Below are 16803 nucleotides of genomic sequence, written 5' to 3'. Positions count from 1 at the left end.
CCCGCCCACCACACGCCCCACCACCACGGAGGAACGACCCATGGACGAGAACACCCGCTACCAGGTGCTGCGCAACGACGAGGAGCAGTACTCCCTCTGGCCCGTCGACATCGAGGTCCCCGCCGGCTGGCAGCCCGTCGGCAAGGAGGGGACCGAGTCCGAGTGCACCACGTACGTCGACGAGGTCTGGACCGACATGCGTCCCCGCAGCCTGCGCGAGCGCATGGAGAACACCGGAGCCTGACGCCCCGGCAGGCGGGGCGGCGCCGGACCGGTATGCCCGGTCCGGCCCCCACCCCGCCCTCCCCCCACGTGAGCTCTCACCCACGGCCTCGGCGCCCCACCGCCCCCGGCCTGCCCGCGCGCCGACACCGAGGAGCCCGCCATGACCCCCGAACTGCACACCGCCCGCCTGCACTTCCGCCCCTACCGGCGCCAGGACGAAGACCACTTCGTCGCGCTGCTGCGTGACGAGGAGGTGTGCAGGTGGATGGGGCAGGACCTCGTGCCCGAACCCGACCTGCGCGCGCTGTTCACCGGAATTCTGACCGAGGTGTACCCGAAGCGGAGGTTCGACGTCTGGGGTGTGTGGCAGGACGACGTGTACGTAGGTCACGCGGAAGTGAAGAAGACGGGCAACGTCCCAGGTCACGAACTGGTGGCCGCGCTCCTGCCCGCGTACTGGGGCCGGGGCCTGGGCGGAGAAGTGGTCACGGGACTACTGAGACACGCGGGCGAAAACCTCGGTCTGAACGAAGTCTGGGGCATGGTCGGCTCGGCGAACACCGCGAGCCTGGCGATGTGCGAGCGGCTGGGCTTCCGATACGTCCGCGACGTGGTCGGTGACGACGGATCGACGACCAAGATGGTGTCGATCCCCACGATACGTACGTCGTCGCCCGCAGCGGTACCGGCCCCCGTACCAGTACCGGCACCCGTACCGGCGCAGGTACCGGCATCGCAGGACGCCGGGAGCGGGACCTCACCGCACTGACCCGGCGCCCGCACCGACCGGGTCGGCTGACCGCCGTGGTCCTGTGCCGCCAGAGGCGAGGGTTTCTCAGGTGCGCCGGGACAACAGGGCCACGAACGCGAGGTAGGAGAGGGCGGCAGTGGCCACGAACCAGAAGTACGGATCGCCGCTCCGCCCGGATGCCAACTCGCCGAGGAAGGCACTGAGATTGCCCACGGTCAGCACGATGCCCGTGCCGGCCCAGGCCAGCCCTCCGATCCGGGCGAAGCGCTCGTCGGGAGACTTTGCCGTGAGGCCCTGATAGGTCTCGCTCCGGCGTCCCAGCAGCGCTAGGACAAGACTGCACGCCGCCAGAATCCCCAACGTCACCAGACCGAGGGCGAGGTGGCCGCCGACAGCCGCAGCCACGAGACAGGCCACCCCCACGGCGAGGAATAATCCGGGGACGGCCCGCCCGGCTGTGTCAGGCGCCATCCGCTGTGCTGTCTTCGACATGAAACATCTCCTCGACGCTGACCTTGAAGAACTTGGCCATGGATATGGCTAGCGGCAGGGACGGGGTGTATCGCTCGGTCTCGATGGCGTTGATCGTTTGCCGTGAGACCCCGAGGGCCGCGCCCAATTGACCTTGGGAGAGCCCTCGTGATGACCGCAGTTCTCTGACGCTGTTCCGCATATGTAAAGCCTACTTGTCACCCCACAGGGGGTGTCAAGCTTGCTTTACAGGGCGATGGGCCTCGCACGGCCGCGCCCGGGCATCACACCCATGCCGCGGCCACGGGCGCCGGACGCCGCAAGACCGGTCTCGGGACAGAGACGCGGAAGGCCCCGCACGGGGCCGGGAAGCCGGGGATCCACGTGCGGGGCCACACTCACGGGCAAGGGGCCGTCAGACTCCGGTCAGGGTGTACGTACCCGTACCGTCCTGGCGGCCGCTTGAGTACTGGCGGATCAACTCCCCGTCCGCGTAACGGTCGTGGCCCATCATGGAGCCGGTGTACTTGTTCTGCACGCCGATCTTCGAGCTGCCGGGCACGTCACGGTAGATGTAGAACCGCTGGAGGTCGTCCTGAGCGCAGGTGGCCGTGGTCAGATACGCCTGCTCCTGGTTGGCGATGTCCGACGGGATGGTCGCGCATCCGCCGTTGCCCCAGTTCCACAGGGACGCCTCGACGACCCCGTTGCGCTCCGTCACATTGCACAGCCGCCAGTTGTCCAGGTGGGCGCTGAAGAAGTTGGATTCACGCAGGCGGACTCCGTCGTTGGCCAGGAGTGGTGCGCTCCAGTTCAGAGGCTTGCCGGGGACGTCGATCCGGTAGACGGCGGGCTGGCAGTCCAGTGCGGCGGCCCGCGCGGCCGGGGCCGGGTTCCCGACGCCCTTCACGCTCTTGTCGGCCGTGACGGCCTTGCTGGCTTTCGTGGCTTCCTGCCTGGCCTTGTCGGCCTTCGCCGAGGGGACCGGCCCGGCCGCGTGCTTCGCGGTCGCGGTGGCGGAGCCGCAGTCGAGGAGGTCCTGCGCCTTGCGCATGATGCTGTTGGCGGGGACGTTGTCCTCGCAGCGCACCGCGCCTTCTTCGAGGGTGGTGAAGGTGGTGTAACTGCCCGAGTCGGCCCCCTCGATCCACTTCAGCGCCCAACTGCCGTCGCCCTGTTGGACCCGGTTGCAGTTGAGGCTGCCGTACGTACCGGTGACCTTCTTGGTGCCCTTGTAGAGGCCGTAATAGCCGGGGTTGGTGAAGTTCCACGTGACGGACGTCGAAGCGCTGCTGGTGGAGGTGTAGTTCACCTGCACGTTCAGGCCGAGGCTCGCGCCGACTTTGCCGAGGGTTTCGACGCCGAAGCCGCCTTCGACGTTGCCGGTGACGCCGACGGTGACCGAGATGGTCGTCTGCACGGAGGTGTTGACGGTCTGGGTGCCGGTCGAGCCGCTGGTGACGTACCAGCCCTTGAAGTGGGTGATCGTCGGGGTCACTTCGGAGGACTTGATGTATGGGTGCCGTGTGCCGAGGTCGGCCGCCGTGCAGGCGCCCCCGGGCTCGGCCTGCGCGGAGGCGGCGGGTGTGGTGGGTGGTGCGGTGGGTGCGGCGGCGGCCGGTGAGACGGCGAGTCCCACGGTGACCACGGCGGCGGACGCCGCGCAGGCCATGAGCGTTTTACCTAAGTGACTGACGTGTCTTGTGGGGCGCATCGGTGCCCTTTCCCCCTGGCGGTGTGTGATCGGTCAAAACCTGAACGTAGCGGCCGCAGGGGTGGTGGTGTGAGCCCGCAACGGGCCAAGACGGATCATGGAGGGGCTTATTCCGCCCCTGCGTGCGCAGCCGTCGACCCGACCATCGTCGGAGGCGGGCAGTCCGGCGTTGGCCTTCGTCAGGCGCGGCGGGCGCACGGTCCTGCGCCGCAGTTCGCCCGAAAACCCGTTTCGTTTTCATCCCGTGGCGGGTGGTCAGTGCGCTGGGCTGGTTCCCTTACGGTGGCACCGTCGTCGCCCATGCCTTCGCCGCCACCCTCCCGTACGTGACCGGCGGACTGCTGACCATGTGGGCTCCGATGTTCTCGCTGCCCCCGCCACCAGGGGAAGGAGTGAGCTCTCCGTCAGGGCCCCGTCGAACCAGCCTGCGTTCCTGAACCGGGCGGGGCAACGGTCTGCGTGATGAGGGTGTCGACGACATCCTCGTAGGTGTGTCGACGGGCGTGGGCGGCGCGCTGTCGTTGGGCGCCCGTCCCGGTCCTTTCGATCCGGCGGAGTTGGGCGTCGACGGTCCGGGCGTCCGAGGGGTGGGCCGCCAGCGCGGGGGCGACCCAGTCCCGCAGAGCGCGGAGTTGGGCACGCGCCGGTTCGAGACGGTGGTGGGTGAGATTCAGGGCGGTCCCGGTGAGGCCGTCGCGCGCGGCACGCCAGCAGGCCGCGCGCAGCAGCTGCGGGTCGGGCTGGGGCGCGGGACGGCCACTCCTGGCTTCCCGCAGGGCGGTGACGGCGGCAGCCCGGATGAGCGCGGTGAGCAGCACCGTGTCGTCCACGGTCGGTTGCGTGTCGGCGATCCTGATCTCCAGGGTGGGGTGCGTGTGGGAAGGGCGGATGTCCCAGTAGATGCCGCCCGTGTCGGGACAGGTCCGGGTGGCGACGAGAGCGGCGACCAGGTCCTCGTAATGCGAGAGGGAGGCGAACAGCGGTGGCGGTCCGCTCACCGGCCAGCGGTGGCGGGTGACGCTGCGCCAGCTGGCGTGTCCGGTGTCGCGGCCGGCCCAGAAGGGGGAGTTCGCTGTGAGCGCGGTCAAGGCGGGCAGCCATGTGCGCAGGTGATTGCTCACCGCGAGTGCCTGGCCGCGGTCGCTCAGGCCGATGTGGACGTGGCAGGCGCAGGCGACTTCCTCGTCGTCGAGGGCGCCGTGCACGGCCGAACTGCGGGCATAGCGCTCGCCTGACATGAGGGGCGGCGCGCCGGGGGGCGCGAGGACCGGGGCTCCACTGGCCACCAGTCGCACCCCGTGCCCGGCGGCGGCCCGTGCCGCGATGAGTCGCGTCGTGCGGAGCTGTTCGGCAAGCGCCGTGAGGTCGGTGTGCGGGTCGGTACGGGTCTCGACCTGATAGGCCGTCAGTTCTGGGCCGATGCGGGGACCCAGTTCCGCTCGGGCGGTCGCGATGACCGCTTCGGCGTCGGGGGCCAAGGTCCTGGTGCGGGGATCGACCAGCAGAAACTCCTCCTCCACCCCGACAGTCAAGAGCCCGTCGGTGGCAGGGACCGGAGACGTGGGAGACGCGGGATCACTGTCCGTTGCGGCGGCATGGTGCACAGCAACACCCTGGCACAGACCGACGGCCGTGGCTGTCCCAAATCCCGCCGTGCGGACGCGACGTCTGCGAGGGCTCCATCCACCGCCGTCGGCGCAGTGCCGCCAGGACTCCGTGGCCAGTCGGCGATCGCGTCGCTCAGTTGTGATCCGTCGTGCGCGCCGACGCTTCCGTACGGAAGTGGGAACGGGCCGGCGGCGTGTTGTTGGCTCGTATGGGGCGCGTCGGCCCGGCCGTCGTGGGGAAACCACCCGCCATGACCGATGACCCCGCGACCGCCGGCAGCAGCAACGCTCCGGGCCATGACGAGTCCACGCGCCGTTACTACGAGACCAGCGACGTGGATGCCTTCTACGACGCGGTGTGGGGCGGGGAGGACATCCACATCGGGATGTACACGCATGCGCGGGAGCCGATCGCGGACGCCTCGCACCGCACGGTGCGGCACGCCGCGAACCGGATCGCGGACCTGCTCGGCCCCGACGCGGCGGTGCTGGATCTCGGATCGGGGTACGGAGGCTCGGCCCGTGCGCTCGCCGAGCGCTTCGGTTGCCATGTGGTGGCCATCGACCTCAGTGCGGAACACAACCGGCGACACCGCGCCGCCAACGCCCGGCGCGGCCTGGACCACCTCATCGAGGTGCGCACACGCTCGCTCAACGACTTGCCCGGTCAGTCCGCGCGCTTCGACGTCGTCTGGTCCCTGGAAGTCCTGTGCCACGTGACCGACCGGGCAGGCGCTCTGCGCGAGGCGGTACGTGTGCTCAAACCGGGTGGAGCGTTGGTCTTCTCGGACATCATGGCTGCCCCCACGACACCTGTTGAGGCCGTGCGACCCGCTCTGTCCCGGCTGGGCGTGGAGAGCCTGGCGACACCGTCCTTCTACCTGGAGCGACTGGCCCTACTCGGCATGAAGGCCGACTTCGAGGACCTGACCGAGCACCTGATCACCCACTACGCACGCCTCGACGAAGAGGTACGCCACCGCGCCCCTGAGCTGCGCGGAGTCATCAGCCAGAGCTACCTCGACGCCCTGCTGGACAACTTGCCCCGGTGGGAGGACATCACCCGGCGCCGGCTGCTCAGGTGGGGTCTCTTCACCGCGAGCCGCCCCGCGAACTGACACAACACGTGTCCCGAAGCCCCGTCGTGGGCGCGGTCCGGGCCGTGCGAGGTGGCGTCGGCGAGGTCATGGCGCGCGGCAGCCGGCGCACCATTGCCCGCACTTGCCCGGATGCCTGCCGCCGAGCCGCCCCCGCGCCGGGGCTCGAAGAGAGACCCCGCATCGGCATCTGGTTGCACAGGGCGCAACGACTGTTGCGGTGCATGCGGTGGGCCTTTAGGTTCCATGCCGACGGCGTAACTACCGTGCGCCGTACGGTTATTGATCGGGAGGATTCCTTGAACGGAAAGCTCACGACGACCGGACTCGCCGCAGTCGCGGTGGCCCTGTTGGCCGGGGCGGCACTGGCCGTCCCGGCGTCGGCCGCCACTGCCGCGCCGGTGCGGGCAGGGGTGTCGGCGAACTCGTTCACCTATTACGTCTACGTCACCGGGACCAGCGGTTCGCTGGACGGTGCCCGGGCAAAAGCGGACTACAAACTTCCGCACGGCTGTTACTCCGGCGGGGTGGTGGCCAGTGGCACCACCCCCGACAACAACATTTGGGTGACCGTCCAGGGCGTCTGCTCCGAGGCGCGGTGACCCGGGGGCCGGCGCCCGCGCGACGCTGACCCCGTGTGTGCCGCAGTGACCGAGAGGTGCCTTTTGAAATCGGCGCCCCTCGGGGCACTGGAACTCGGCGGTAAGACCCCGTACCGCCCTCCGCGACCGGTCCTGGTCGGTGGCTGAAGACCTGTTCCCTCGCGCGGGGGAGGGGGCGGGCGCGAGAGGTCGCTCTCGAGCAGGAGCAGGCAGCGACCTGGTGTTGATGTGGTCGTCGGTGAACCTTTGGAACAGTGCGTCGTGAGCAACCGTTGCTCCAACGCATGTGCCAGGAGGCCCAGTTCATGTCCGAGGTCACCGCTCCCGCAGGAACCGACATTTCACCGCCCCCGCAACGGGCCGTCCGGGCCGCCTACGCGTCCGCCCTCTCCGCGACTGTCGGATTCATCCCACTGCACGCGGTATGGGCACTGGGCATTCCGCTGTGGGCCGACAAGGACAAGTTCCGGGACTGGTACGCCGAGGGAGGCGGGCCCTACCTCCTCGTCCTCAGCGGACTGGCCCTGTTGGGCGGCGTCCTGGCGTTGAGCCTGGTCCGGTCGTGGGGGCTGGTGTTCCCGAGATGGGTGCCGCTCATGGCGGGACGAAGGGTCCCGCCGCGAATGCTGGCCGGTACAGCCTTCGCGGTCTCGGTATTCCTGCTCCTGTACACCGTCTGGGCCGCCATCCAGACCGTGGTTCAGTGGAATGACGACAGCGTCTTCAGCTCGTGGATCACCATTTACGGGATCCCGCAGTTTCTGGTGTGGGCGATCGGCCTGCTCATAGCGGCACGCTCGTACCGCCGCCGGACGACACGAGGGCTCTGACCCGAACTGCCGGGCCCGGGCCGGTGGTGACGGCTACCTGGGGCAGGCCGGCGTCACCAGCGTCTCGCCACGCCCGTGGATCCGACAGGGCCCGGCCCGATCTCCGCCCGCCCGGCCACTCCGGTGCCGTGGCCGCCGGCGTCCCACGCTGATGGTCTTCCGGGCGCAGCGCACCGCGCCGGGGGCCGGGTCTCAGGTCATCGGTCCCGGGCCGCGAGCCCGCGCCGTGGGGGCATCGTGGCGAAAGCGAGGATGGCGCGGTGGAAGATGGGACTGGTCGGCGTGGCCCCCCGCGACCCGGGATCCGAATTCGCCTGCGCTCCATTCGACATCGACCGTTACATCCCGCGTCCCTACCCGGGTTCGGATCGCTACGATCCGGCGCCCGGCTCACGCCACTTCGGGATCCAGGGGCGGGCTCGTCTCACAAGGAGGGACGAACACGGCGGGAGCCAACCGAAACCCCTCCACGACGTACGCCCTCGCCCGGTCGCATCCTGCACCCGGGCCGCTCCCGACCTCATACGTATCGCTCCGGACGCCAGCTCAGCCGAGAAGTTCCCCTGGTGTAGCTTGTCGGCGGAGCGGTCCTCGATCCCGTCAGGGCCGCGACGGCCGCGCACGTCCCGCTCCGTATCGCCCCGCTGGCGTACATCCTCCCTGGCGGACAGCCCAGTTCCCACTCCGAGGGCACCCGGCGTGCTGTTCCAGCGGTGGCTTTCGTCGGGCGGCACCAAGGCCGATGTCGGCATCTGGCGCACAGGCAGTTGAAGGGGCCCGGGCCCACTCGCTCTTACCGCCGCTGGGCCGTGGAGTCCCAGAACATGCCGAGATGCGGGCAGCCGGTGTCACGCGCGACCTTCGTCGCCCAACACGTACGCGCCCGCGCGCGCTGCGGCCGCCGCGGCCTCGGCGGCCCGGTCTGCGGCGGCTTGGTCTAGAGGGTCGCTACTGGTCAGCAGGCGGTAGTAGAGGGGGGCGGAGACGGCACGGATCACCTCGTGGGCATTCGTGCCCTCGGGCACCTCGCCCCGGGTGATGGCCTGTTGTACGCAGGGTGCCCACTCCTTGACGCGGATCTCGTAGAACCGATGCAGGGCATCGGCTGTCTTTGCCTCGCAGGTGGCTGCGGCGATCACTGCCTTGAACAGCGGCCCTTGCCGCGGATCGGCCAACGTGCTTTGCACAAGCCGGGCATTGGCCTGGAGATCACCGAGCAGCGAGCCGGTCTCGGTACGCGGCAGTGACTGTTCGGCCATGTCGAGCAGCAAGTCGGCCACCAGGGCGGTCACCGTTCCCCAACGGCGGTACACGGTGGTCTTGCCCACCTCGGCACGGCGCGCGATGTCGGCGAGATCCAGGTGGGCAAAGCCATGCTCCGTCAAGGCGTCCCCAGTTGCCTGCAGCACCGACGCCCGCACCCGTGCCGTGCGTCCGCCAGGCCGGATGGTCCCCGGATCCGGACCCTCAAAACCCATAACGGCACTCCAGTTTCGTTAATGACTCGCACCTGCTACGTTGGGTCCCACACTAACGGAACTCCAGGACCGTTAGATGCGTTGGACGTTGAGAGAGGGTCAGTCATGGAATACAGGCGGCTGGGCGCATCCGGCCTCAAGGTCCCCGCACTGAGCTTCGGGACCGGCACCTTTGGCGGTCAGGGGCCGCTGTTCGGTGCCTGGGGCACCAGTGATGGGCTAGAAGCCCGCCGTCTCGTGGACATCTGCCTCGACGCCGGCATCACGATGTTCGACACCGCGGATGTCTATTCCAACGGTGCCTCCGAGGAGGTGCTGGGCCAAGCCATCAAGGGCCGCAGGGACCAGGTGATCGTGTCCACCAAAACCGGTCTGCCGATGGGCGACGGCCCAGGCGATGCCGGCTCCTCTCGCACTCGCCTGATCACCGCATGTGAGGACGCCCTGCGCCGGCTCGGCACGGACTACATCGACCTGTTTCAACTGCACGCCTTTGACGCCGGTACGCCGATCGAGGAAGTCCTGTCCACACTCGACGATCTCGTACGAGCAGGCAAGGTCCGCTACATCGGGATCTCCAACTTCTCCGGCTGGCAGGCGATGAAGTCCCTTGCGGTCGCGGACAGATTCGGCCACTCACGCTATGTCGCTCATCAGGTCTACTACTCCCTCATCGGACGCGACTATGAATGGGAGCTGATGCCCCTCGGGCTCGACCAGGGCCTCGGAGCCCTCGTCTGGAGCCCGCTCGGCTGGGGACGGCTCACCGGCAAGATCCGCCGTGGCCAGCAGCTACCGGCCAACAGCCGACTGCACCACACCGCGGACTACGGGCCGCCGGTCGAGGACGAACACCTGTACCGAGTCGTCGACGCCCTTGACGAGATCGCGCAGGAGACCGGCAAAAGCGTTCCACAGATCGCCATCAACTGGCTGTTGCAGCGACCGACCGTGTCCTCCGTCATCATCGGCGCCCGCGACGAGAACCAGCTTCGCCAGAACCTCGGTGCCGTCGGATGGAGGCTCACGCCCGACCAGGAGGCGAAGCTCGATGCCGCAAGCGGCAAGACGGCGCCGTACCCGTACTTCCCCTACCAGCGCCAGGAAGGCTTCGCCCGCCTCAACCCGCCAGTTGTCACGCCTGCCCCCGCTGTGTGACGTCAGCGTCACGTAACTGACGCGCGAAATCGCGCACATCGCGAACTCGGACCGGAGGGTGTTGCCTCGCCCAACTCTCACGCCCGCCCTTTGCGCGCGAAGACCCAACGATTGCCCTCCAGCGCGTCGTTGGGCTGGGGGAGGGGGCCCCGGCCGTGTCGGTGGGTGAAGTCGAAGGGGGTGTGCGTCGAGGTCGACCAGCCTTTTTCGGACAGGTGGCCCGCTGAGTCCGGTCGGGGTCCCCTGGCGAAGAGGTCGAGCAGGTCGATGCCGATCTTCTCGCGTGTCGCCACGTACAGCGGGCTGTCGCGGTACCGCAACAGGTCCTTCTCCAGCTTGGCCTCGAATGCGAAAGCGCTGCCGTCAGCGGACAACTGGTCCACCGTGTCGATGAGTTGGGTCTCCGCGGGGCCGGGCAGATAGAAGAGCAGTCCCTCCGCCAGCCAGACGGTCGGCGCCGAGGCGTCGAACCCGCCGGCGGTCAGCGCGCCCGCCCAGTCCGCGCGCAGGTCGACGGGCACTGGCACGCGTTTCACCTTCGTAGGGGCCCCGAGGTCCGTGAGCACTCGGTGCTTGAAGTCGAGCACACCCGCCCGGTCGACCTCGAAGACCACACAGTCCGGCGACGCCCAGTCGAGCCGCAGCGCGCGGGTGTCCAACCCGGCGCCCAGCAGCACCAGTTGCCGTGCGCCCGCTGCCGTGGACGCGAGGACGAAGTCGTCCAGGACCCTGGTCCGCAGACCGAAGTAGCGGGCGAACCGCCCCCACAGCGGATCCTCGTCGCCTTCGGGCACCTGCTGGATCCGTATCGGCCAGCCGGCGCACGACGGGGCGGCGCGCACGAAGTGTTCCGCGTAGGGGTCCTGGGCCAGGCTGTCGTCGCGATGGCTCTCGATCGCCCGTGCCGCCGCGACCAGCAGTGCGGTCAACCCCACGCCGCCGTCAACGCCCTCGGTGTCCGTACGCGCTGAAGCTGCTGACCGGGTCGTCGGGACCGCCGTGTCGTCGTCGCTCCGGTGCGTCGTCGGGCCGGCCATGTGTCCTCCAAAAGACGATGGGTGCACGGCCCGAAGGGCCGGACGCGGCTCAGGGGTTGTCGGCGGGGCGCACGGTTCCGGTTCAGTGGTGTGTTCGCTCCGGGATCAGGACGGGTTTGACCACGCGTCCCTCCGTGCAGTCACGTTCGGCCTCATTGATGTCGGCCAGCGGGTAGGTGCGAATGAGCTCGTCGAACGGGAATCTTCCGCTCTGCCACAGCCCCGTGAGGCGGGGTATCAGCAGCGATGGCACGGCGTCGCCCGCACAGATGTGGCGGATGCACCGGCCTCGGTCCAGCGTGCCCGGTTCGAGGGACAGCGCGGTCGGGAGCCGGGCCACGAGGCCAAGGCTCCCGGTGGGGCGCAGGGCGAGGAGCGCGTCGTTGATGAGCGCGGGCGCGGCCGTGGTGTCCAGCGCGTACCGCGCGCCGCCGTCGGTCAGCTTCCGGATACGCTCCGGCAGCCCGGTCGACCCGACGGGCAGCGCGAGCGCGCCGTACCGTTCGGCCAGAGCCAAGCGTCCGGGATGGCGGTCCACGGCGACGGTGAGGGCACCCGCGGCGGTGGCCGCCATCACCGCGGCAAGGCCCACCCCGCCCGCGCCGAGCACCAGCAAGGTGTCGCCGGGGCCGACGGCGAAGGTGTTGAGGACGGCTCCGGCGCCGGTCAGGAAGCCGCAGCCGAGGGGACCGAGCAGTTCGACGGGCAGGGCCGGGTCGACGCGGACGGCATTGCGGGCGGGCAGCAGCGCGTACTGGGCGAACGAGGACTGCCCGAACCACCTTGGGGCCAGGGCCCGTCCGGCCGTGTCGGTAAGCGCTGCCGGATCCTCAGTACGGCCGCCGAAGAGGTTGAGGGAGGCGAAGGAGTCACAGTAGGCGGGTGCGCCACCGAGGCAGTTGTGGCAGTGGCCGCAGGAGTCGAAGCTGAGCACGACGTGGTCACCGACACCGATCGTGGTGTCCGGCCCGCCGCCCGTGGCCACGACCACCCCGGCGCCCTCGTGGCCGAGGACGGCGGGCAGCGGGCTGCGGCCGGCGGAGCGTCGTACCGCGAGGTCGGTGCGGCACATTCCGCAACCCGCGATCTCGACCAGGATCTCCCCGGCGGCGGGTGCCGTGCGCAGGGTCACCTCCTCCACCGTGAACGGGTCCTGGTAGGAGCGCAGTACGGCCGCCCGGAACCTCACCGCGAAGCCTCCTCGTCGGGCTGGCGGTCGTCGTGCCGGTGGTCGTGGGAACGGTGTTTGTGGGGGCGGTGGACGACGAACGGCCGAAGGTTGCCGTAGAGACCCCAGGGGCCGCCGGCGACTCCGAGTCCGCTGTCCTTGACGCCGGCGAAGGGCTGGGCGAGGGACAGTTCCGCGTGGTGGTTGATCCATGCGGTGCCGCATTCGAGTCGTTGGGCCACCGCTTCCGCGCGGTCGAGGTCGGTGCCCCAGACCGAGCCGCCCAGTCCGAAGCCGGTGCCGTTGGCCGCGTCCAGGGCTTCGTCGAGGCTGCGGTAGGGCAGCACGGGCAGGACGGGCCCGAACTGCTCGTCGGTCACCACCGGGCTGTCCGGCGGGACGTCGGTGAGGACGGTGGGGGCGAAGAAGTAGCCCGGCCGCTCCAGGCGTCGGCCGCCCGACGCGGCCCGGGCGCCGGCGGCCAGGGCCCGCTGGACGAGAGCGTCGACTCGGGCGAGCTGGGGGGCGTTGTTCAGGGGGCCGAGTCGGGTGTCGGGGTCGAGCCCGGGCCCGACCCGCACGTCCCTCGCGCGCTGGGCCAGCGCTTCGACGACCTGGGCGTGGAGCCGGACCGGGACGTAGACGCGTTTGACGGCCATGCAGACTTGCCCGCAGTTGCGGAACGCGGCCCAGAAGAGGCGGTCCGCGATCCGGTCCACCTCGACGTCGTCCAGCAGGACGGCCGCGTCGTTGCCGCCCAGTTCAAGGGTGACCCTGGTGAGGGAGGCCGCCGCCGACGCGGCGACGCTCCGCCCGGTGGCCACCGAACCGGTGAAGGTGACGTGGCGGATGCCGGGGTGGGAGGCCAGCTGGGCCCCCAGGGGTTCGCGGCCGGTGACGACGGTCAGGACGTCTCGCGGCAGGGCGGCGGCGAGGACCGCGCCGAGCAGGCGGGTCGCGAGGGGGGTGAAGGGGGACGGCTTGAGGAGCACGGTGTTGCCGGCCGCCAGTGCGGGCGCGAACTTCGCGGCGGCGAGTTGTAGGGGAAAGTTCCAGGGGACGATCGCCGCGACCGGGCCGATCGAGCGCCAACGAACCTCGCTGGACACCGGCCGCCCGTCGCGGATCGGTCTGCTGCCGGGGTCGGTCAGGCCGGCGAAGTACCGCAGCCGGGCGGCCGTACGGGCGATCTCCGCGTTCGACTCGGCGAGCGGCTTGCCCTGCTCCCGGCTGAGCAGACGGGCGAGAGTGTCACCGGCGCCTTCGACGGCATCGGCGGCGGTCAGCAGCGCGGCGGCACGGGCGTCCGGAGCGGCCCGCCAGTCCCTCCAAGCCGAGGAGGCCCGTTCGACGGCGGCGTCCAGTTCCTCCGGACCCTGGTCGGGCGCCTCTTCGAAGGCCTCACCGGTGGCCGGATCGACGACGGCGAATCGCGGCGCTGCGGGCCCTGGCGAGCTGGATGGAGTGGCTACGCGTGGGTGTGTGGATACGGGTGGGGGCGCCGGTGCGGGTGGGTGCGTGGACGCGGGTGGGTGCGTTGATAACGATGTCTGCGGGGGCGGGTGCATGCCGGTGTCGGACGTCGCCATGCGCGGGTCAGCCCGCCGTGGGGACGCCGGCGGCGTGCTCCCGGGCCTGTCGGTCCATCTCCGCGCGGAAGGCGGCCACCAGGTCGGGCCTGATGCGTCCGGCGACCCGGTCACCGCCTTCGCAGACGGCGCCGCGCACCCCCACGATGTCGGTGCCCATCCGGGTCAGCGCGGCCAGGTCGCCGCGCTGGACACTGCCGGCGAGCGCGGCGAGCAGCCCGACGGCGTGGGCCCGGATGACGAACTCGGCGCAGACGTCCGGTGCGAGGTGGTCGAACAGCCGGGTCCCGTCCTTGACGGCGGTATCGAGCATGGCGGCATCGGCACCGGAACGAGCGGCGATGTCGGGCAGGGCGAGTGGGTTGACACACCCGATCCGGTGGGCGTCGGCGTAACCGGAGGCGACGACGAGGGCGTCGGCACGGTGGTCCTTGACCGCCCGGACGACCGCGCGCATCACGTCGATGCCCTGCTCGGGCGTGGTGCAGCCGTAGAGCCCCACCTTGATGTAAGTGGCGCCGGAGACCACCGCGCCGAGGGCGGCCTGGGCCACCGTGCCGGGCTTGTAAGGGACGTCCCCCACCGTCGCGGACACGGGTTTGTCGGCCGGGACCGCGTCCCTGATCTCCCTGATCACCCAGGGGAAGTTGGCGCCGAGCGAGCCCTCGTCGGGCTTCTTCACGTCGACGATGTCCAGGTACTCTGCCGCCTTCGCGCAGTCGAGGGCTTCCTCGACGCTGTCCGGGGAAATGAGAAGTAACACCAACGGTCTCCTTCCGCCGCGCCATCCATGGCCGAAGGCCAGGGGCGCGGATCACCTGGTTCACGCGGTGTGTTCATCATTTCTGGCATCGTGCGGGCCCGGTAGGGCGCGCACGGGGTTCTTGAGGGCGCGTTCCCGGTGCGGTGTGCGCTGTCTCCGTGCGGAGTGCGCCGCCTGGTCGCTCCCCGTGTCAATCCGCCGCGTCGGGCACCGCGGCCGGACCATTGAGCCGGACCTCGCGCGTCGCCCTGTTCATGTCTCCGATGGCCGGGCCGATGAGCGCGTACGGGCTCGTGTCTGGTCGGAGAGTGTCGGCCGAGGGTGACAGGGGGACAACCCGCGAGCGTCCCCGGTTGTCGATGTGCGTGTCATGACCGGGGCGGCACTCCAGTGATCTTTCCGCTCCGGTCGATCGTGTGGGTCTCCCAGTACTTGTCCCACTTGTCGCCCACGTGTTCCGGCACCTTGCCCTGGGGATAGCGGACATACCCCTGGGGCGGTTCCCGCTGTTTGTCCACGCAGGCCCTGCCCGCCGAGCCCACGTTCAGGACGGGGTACTCGCCGCCGCCGCAGATCGCGTCCTGCGTCGAGCAGCCGGTGACAGCCACGAACACGGCTGCCACCACCACCCGGGCCGGCAACCGCTTGAGGCGCCTTCGGCCGGACGAAGCCTCGGCTGCGCGTGTCGCGTGCGGGGGCTGGCGCACGGTGACCTCCCGATGAGTAGTCGCTTGTACCGACCCTGCCCAGAATGCGGCGGCCCGATCACAGGGGGACGCCGCCCTGGCTGAGGACGGGCCGCGGTGGGAGAGGGTGCACCGCGTTCTGCTCGAACTCGTCGCGCTGTGGGGGGTGTTGAGGCCATCGCGGTTCATGCAGACCTCCGCTGCCGGTCAGTGCGTACGAGCACGCACAACGCGAAGGCGTCGACCTCGACCGGGGCGCCCCTGGGGACGGACCAGCATGGGGCCGCCCACCCGATGGCCGGATCGGGATTCACTCGAATGGCCCCACCCGGGTGGCGTACGTCCCCGGTGAAGCGGAACGTCGGGCACGTCAAGACCGCCGACACGCAGGCAGAAGGAGGCCGTCATGGCACAGACCGCGCCCCCGCCGGGGGGACCGTCACCCACTCATCCCCGTACCGACAACAGGCCGGGCGGATCACCCTGGGCGAGCGGCGGCGCCGTGTTCGCCGGGGTCCTGCTGTTCGTCGACGGTGTGCTGGCCGTGCTCAACGGCATCGCCGGTATCGCCAAGGACAACGTGTATGCGCGCGTCGGCGACTACACGTACGAGTTCAGCCTGACCGCCTGGGGCTGGATCCACCTGATCATCGGCGTACTCCTGGTGATCACCGGCGCGGGGATCCTGAAAGGCGCCGAGTGGGCCCGAGCGCTCGGCGTAGGCCTGGCGGCGCTGAGTATCGTCGCCAACTTCATCTGGCTGCCCTACCAGCCGATCTGGGCCGTCATCGCCGTCGCCATCGGTGTCTTCGTGATCTGGTCGCTGCTCACGGACCGACCGAGGACGGCACACTGAGGCCGACACCATCAGACCCCTCAGAGTCGCAGCGGCGGACCGCTCTTGGCCGGCGCGCGCGGCCCGATGCTCCCCCGGAAGACACCGCACCAGCCGAGCGGGCCCGCTGCGGTGTCCCCGCGGGTCCGCCCGACGGGGCTCCACCGGGCGGGGGTGCGAAGGCTGTGGCTGGAGGTCGGTAGCGTGGTGCGGGTCGTCGTGGACGACTCGTACGACGTGAGATGCGGCTCCGGCTGTCCGGGGCCCGGTTTGATGGGGAGTGTGGCCGATGAGCAGGGATCCGGAACGGCCCGTGATCGAAGTTCCGCGTGGCAGGGCGCCGCAGTTCCTGGAGATCAAGGACCTGTGGCTGGGGGACGGGGACGAGGCGGTCAAGGGGAGCCGGGTCTCCGTCCACTACGTCGGCGTCGCGCACTCGACAGGGCAGGAATTCGACGCCAGTTGGAACCGGGGGGAGCCCTTCGAGTTCGACCTGCTGGCCGGTCAGGTCATCAAGGGCTGGGACATGGGAGTGAAGGGAATGAAGGTCGGGGGCCGCCGTCGACTGGTCATTCCCGCGCACCTGGGCTACGGGGACCGGGGAGCGGGTCCGGCGATCAGGCCGGGCGGAAACCCTCATCTTCGTCGTGGACCTGCTCGCGGTGAAGTAACCGCGACCGCGCCCGACCTCACCGGATGCGGCAGGCCAGCCCTGGCGGGCCTGCCCGCGGCGGGACCGGGCGCGCGTCGTGCGCCCGGAGAGAGCCACAGTGCCGAGTGCCCGAACGCCAA

At 70.0% G+C, this 16803-nt stretch carries 17 protein-coding genes and 1 pseudogene; 8 read left to right on the top strand and 10 right to left on the bottom strand.

Going from position 1 to position 16803, the window contains the following annotated elements; translation table 11 throughout:
- Positions 1-40 precede the first annotated feature (40 nt).
- Together ABR738_RS02710 and ABR738_RS02705 are read left to right on the top strand one after the other, a co-directional pair.
- On the top strand, positions 41-244 hold the full coding sequence (locus tag ABR738_RS02710) for an MbtH family protein (protein ID WP_350228330.1): 204 nt from the start codon (positions 41-43) through the stop codon (positions 242-244).
- 141 nt (positions 245-385) lie between these two features.
- Positions 386-994, top strand: a complete 609-nt coding sequence (locus ABR738_RS02705; protein WP_350228329.1) for a GNAT family N-acetyltransferase — start codon at positions 386-388, stop codon at positions 992-994.
- A 66-nt stretch (positions 995-1060) separates the two neighbouring features.
- Here the strand turns inward: ABR738_RS02705 and ABR738_RS02700 are convergent, their stop codons facing one another.
- The 4 genes from ABR738_RS02700 to ABR738_RS02685 form a co-directional block, all read right to left on the bottom strand.
- A complete protein-coding gene (locus ABR738_RS02700; RefSeq protein WP_350228328.1) occupies positions 1061-1468 on the bottom strand; it encodes a hypothetical protein in 408 nt (135 codons plus the stop codon).
- Positions 1437-1649 carry a helix-turn-helix transcriptional regulator gene (locus ABR738_RS02695; RefSeq protein ID WP_350228327.1) on the bottom strand — a complete coding sequence of 71 codons (213 nt, stop codon included), beginning with the start codon at positions 1647-1649 and terminating at the stop codon, positions 1437-1439. Before ABR738_RS02695 ends, ABR738_RS02700 begins: the two co-directional genes overlap by 32 nt.
- A gap of 213 nt (positions 1650-1862) precedes the next feature.
- Complete coding sequence (locus tag ABR738_RS02690) at positions 1863-3119, bottom strand: hypothetical protein (protein WP_350228326.1); 1257 nt, start codon at positions 3117-3119, stop codon at positions 1863-1865.
- A gap of 446 nt (positions 3120-3565) precedes the next feature.
- Complete coding sequence (locus ABR738_RS02685; RefSeq protein ID WP_350228325.1) at positions 3566-4693, bottom strand: carboxylate-amine ligase; 1128 nt, start codon at positions 4691-4693, stop codon at positions 3566-3568.
- 326 nt (positions 4694-5019) lie between these two features.
- On the opposite strand from ABR738_RS02685, the gene ABR738_RS02680 reads away from it, so the two are divergent.
- The 3 genes from ABR738_RS02680 to ABR738_RS02670 all read left to right on the top strand — a co-directional run bounded on the left by ABR738_RS02680 (position 5020) and on the right by ABR738_RS02670 (position 7297).
- Positions 5020-5886, top strand: a complete 867-nt coding sequence (locus tag ABR738_RS02680) for an SAM-dependent methyltransferase (RefSeq protein WP_350228324.1) — start codon at positions 5020-5022, stop codon at positions 5884-5886.
- Between the two features lie 278 nt (positions 5887-6164).
- Positions 6165-6467 (top strand): hypothetical protein, encoded by a 303-nt coding sequence (locus ABR738_RS02675; RefSeq protein ID WP_350228323.1) that lies wholly within the window; start codon positions 6165-6167, stop codon positions 6465-6467.
- 305 nt (positions 6468-6772) lie between these two features.
- The gene (locus ABR738_RS02670; RefSeq protein WP_350228322.1) at positions 6773-7297 is read left to right on the top strand and encodes a hypothetical protein; all 525 of its coding nucleotides are present in this window, start codon (positions 6773-6775) and stop codon (positions 7295-7297) included.
- A gap of 848 nt (positions 7298-8145) precedes the next feature.
- Here the strand turns inward: ABR738_RS02670 and ABR738_RS02665 are convergent.
- Positions 8146-8775, bottom strand: coding sequence for a TetR/AcrR family transcriptional regulator (locus ABR738_RS02665; RefSeq protein ID WP_350228321.1), 630 nt, complete (start codon positions 8773-8775; stop codon positions 8146-8148).
- A 105-nt stretch (positions 8776-8880) separates the two neighbouring features.
- Between ABR738_RS02665 and ABR738_RS02660 the strand changes: the two genes are divergently transcribed.
- Entirely contained in the window at positions 8881-9933 is a 1053-nt protein-coding gene (locus ABR738_RS02660; RefSeq protein ID WP_350228320.1) for an aldo/keto reductase, read from the top strand.
- A 77-nt stretch (positions 9934-10010) separates the two neighbouring features.
- Here ABR738_RS02660 and ABR738_RS02655 read toward each other — a convergent pair whose 3' ends face one another.
- The 5 genes from ABR738_RS02655 to ABR738_RS02635 all read right to left on the bottom strand — a co-directional run bounded on the left by ABR738_RS02655 (position 10011) and on the right by ABR738_RS02635 (position 15116).
- Entirely contained in the window at positions 10011-10970 is a 960-nt protein-coding gene (locus ABR738_RS02655) for a class I SAM-dependent methyltransferase (protein ID WP_350228319.1), read from the bottom strand.
- 82 nt (positions 10971-11052) lie between these two features.
- Positions 11053-12159 (bottom strand): NAD(P)-dependent alcohol dehydrogenase, encoded by a 1107-nt coding sequence (locus tag ABR738_RS02650; protein ID WP_350228318.1) that lies wholly within the window; start codon positions 12157-12159, stop codon positions 11053-11055.
- Entirely contained in the window at positions 12156-13727 is a 1572-nt protein-coding gene (locus tag ABR738_RS02645; RefSeq protein ID WP_350228317.1) for an aldehyde dehydrogenase family protein, read from the bottom strand. The genes ABR738_RS02650 and ABR738_RS02645 overlap by 4 nt, the downstream gene beginning before the upstream one ends.
- 7 nt (positions 13728-13734) lie before the next feature.
- A complete protein-coding gene (locus tag ABR738_RS02640) occupies positions 13735-14490 on the bottom strand; it encodes a (5-formylfuran-3-yl)methyl phosphate synthase (protein WP_350228316.1) in 756 nt (251 codons plus the stop codon).
- Between the two features lie 368 nt (positions 14491-14858).
- A complete protein-coding gene (locus ABR738_RS02635; protein WP_502964202.1) occupies positions 14859-15116 on the bottom strand; it encodes an SCO0607 family lipoprotein in 258 nt (85 codons plus the stop codon).
- Positions 15117-15582: 466 nt separating this feature from the next.
- Here ABR738_RS02635 and ABR738_RS02630 point away from each other — a divergent pair, with 466 nt between their 5' ends.
- On the top strand, positions 15583-16032 hold the full coding sequence (locus ABR738_RS02630; RefSeq protein ID WP_350228315.1) for a DUF7144 family membrane protein: 450 nt from the start codon (positions 15583-15585) through the stop codon (positions 16030-16032).
- A gap of 268 nt (positions 16033-16300) precedes the next feature.
- A pseudogene (locus tag ABR738_RS02625) lies at positions 16301-16682 on the top strand (FKBP-type peptidyl-prolyl cis-trans isomerase).
- The last annotated feature ends 121 nt before the right edge of the window (positions 16683-16803 follow it).

Origin of the sequence: Streptomyces sp. Edi4 (assembly GCF_040253615.1) — a bacterium.
In the GTDB taxonomy this organism is placed as follows: domain Bacteria; phylum Actinomycetota; class Actinomycetes; order Streptomycetales; family Streptomycetaceae; genus Streptomyces.
Note: the sequence above shows the minus strand (reverse complement) of the source record. Positions and strands in the feature narration are given on the sequence as shown.

What these genes read in the sequence shown, in the direction of transcription:
- ABR738_RS02680 (WP_350228324.1), top strand. Translation starts at nt 5,020, where the DNA reads ATGACCGATGACCCCGCGACCGCCGGCAGCAGCAACGCTCCGGGCCAT.
- ABR738_RS02645 (WP_350228317.1), bottom strand. Translation starts at nt 13,727, where the DNA reads ATGGCGACGTCCGACACCGGCATGCACCCGCCCCCGCAGACATCGTTA.
- ABR738_RS02710 (WP_350228330.1), top strand. Translation starts at nt 41, where the DNA reads ATGGACGAGAACACCCGCTACCAGGTGCTGCGCAACGACGAGGAGCAG.
- ABR738_RS02705 (WP_350228329.1), top strand. Translation starts at nt 386, where the DNA reads ATGACCCCCGAACTGCACACCGCCCGCCTGCACTTCCGCCCCTACCGG.
- ABR738_RS02700 (WP_350228328.1), bottom strand. Translation starts at nt 1,468, where the DNA reads ATGTCGAAGACAGCACAGCGGATGGCGCCTGACACAGCCGGGCGGGCC.
- ABR738_RS02660 (WP_350228320.1), top strand. Translation starts at nt 8,881, where the DNA reads ATGGAATACAGGCGGCTGGGCGCATCCGGCCTCAAGGTCCCCGCACTG.
- ABR738_RS02665 (WP_350228321.1), bottom strand. Translation starts at nt 8,775, where the DNA reads ATGGGTTTTGAGGGTCCGGATCCGGGGACCATCCGGCCTGGCGGACGC.
- ABR738_RS02695 (WP_350228327.1), bottom strand. Translation starts at nt 1,649, where the DNA reads ATGCGGAACAGCGTCAGAGAACTGCGGTCATCACGAGGGCTCTCCCAA.
- ABR738_RS02630 (WP_350228315.1), top strand. Translation starts at nt 15,583, where the DNA reads ATGGCACAGACCGCGCCCCCGCCGGGGGGACCGTCACCCACTCATCCC.
- ABR738_RS02655 (WP_350228319.1), bottom strand. Translation starts at nt 10,970, where the DNA reads ATGGCCGGCCCGACGACGCACCGGAGCGACGACGACACGGCGGTCCCG.
- ABR738_RS02670 (WP_350228322.1), top strand. Translation starts at nt 6,773, where the DNA reads ATGTCCGAGGTCACCGCTCCCGCAGGAACCGACATTTCACCGCCCCCG.
- ABR738_RS02690 (WP_350228326.1), bottom strand. Translation starts at nt 3,119, where the DNA reads ATGGCCTGCGCGGCGTCCGCCGCCGTGGTCACCGTGGGACTCGCCGTC.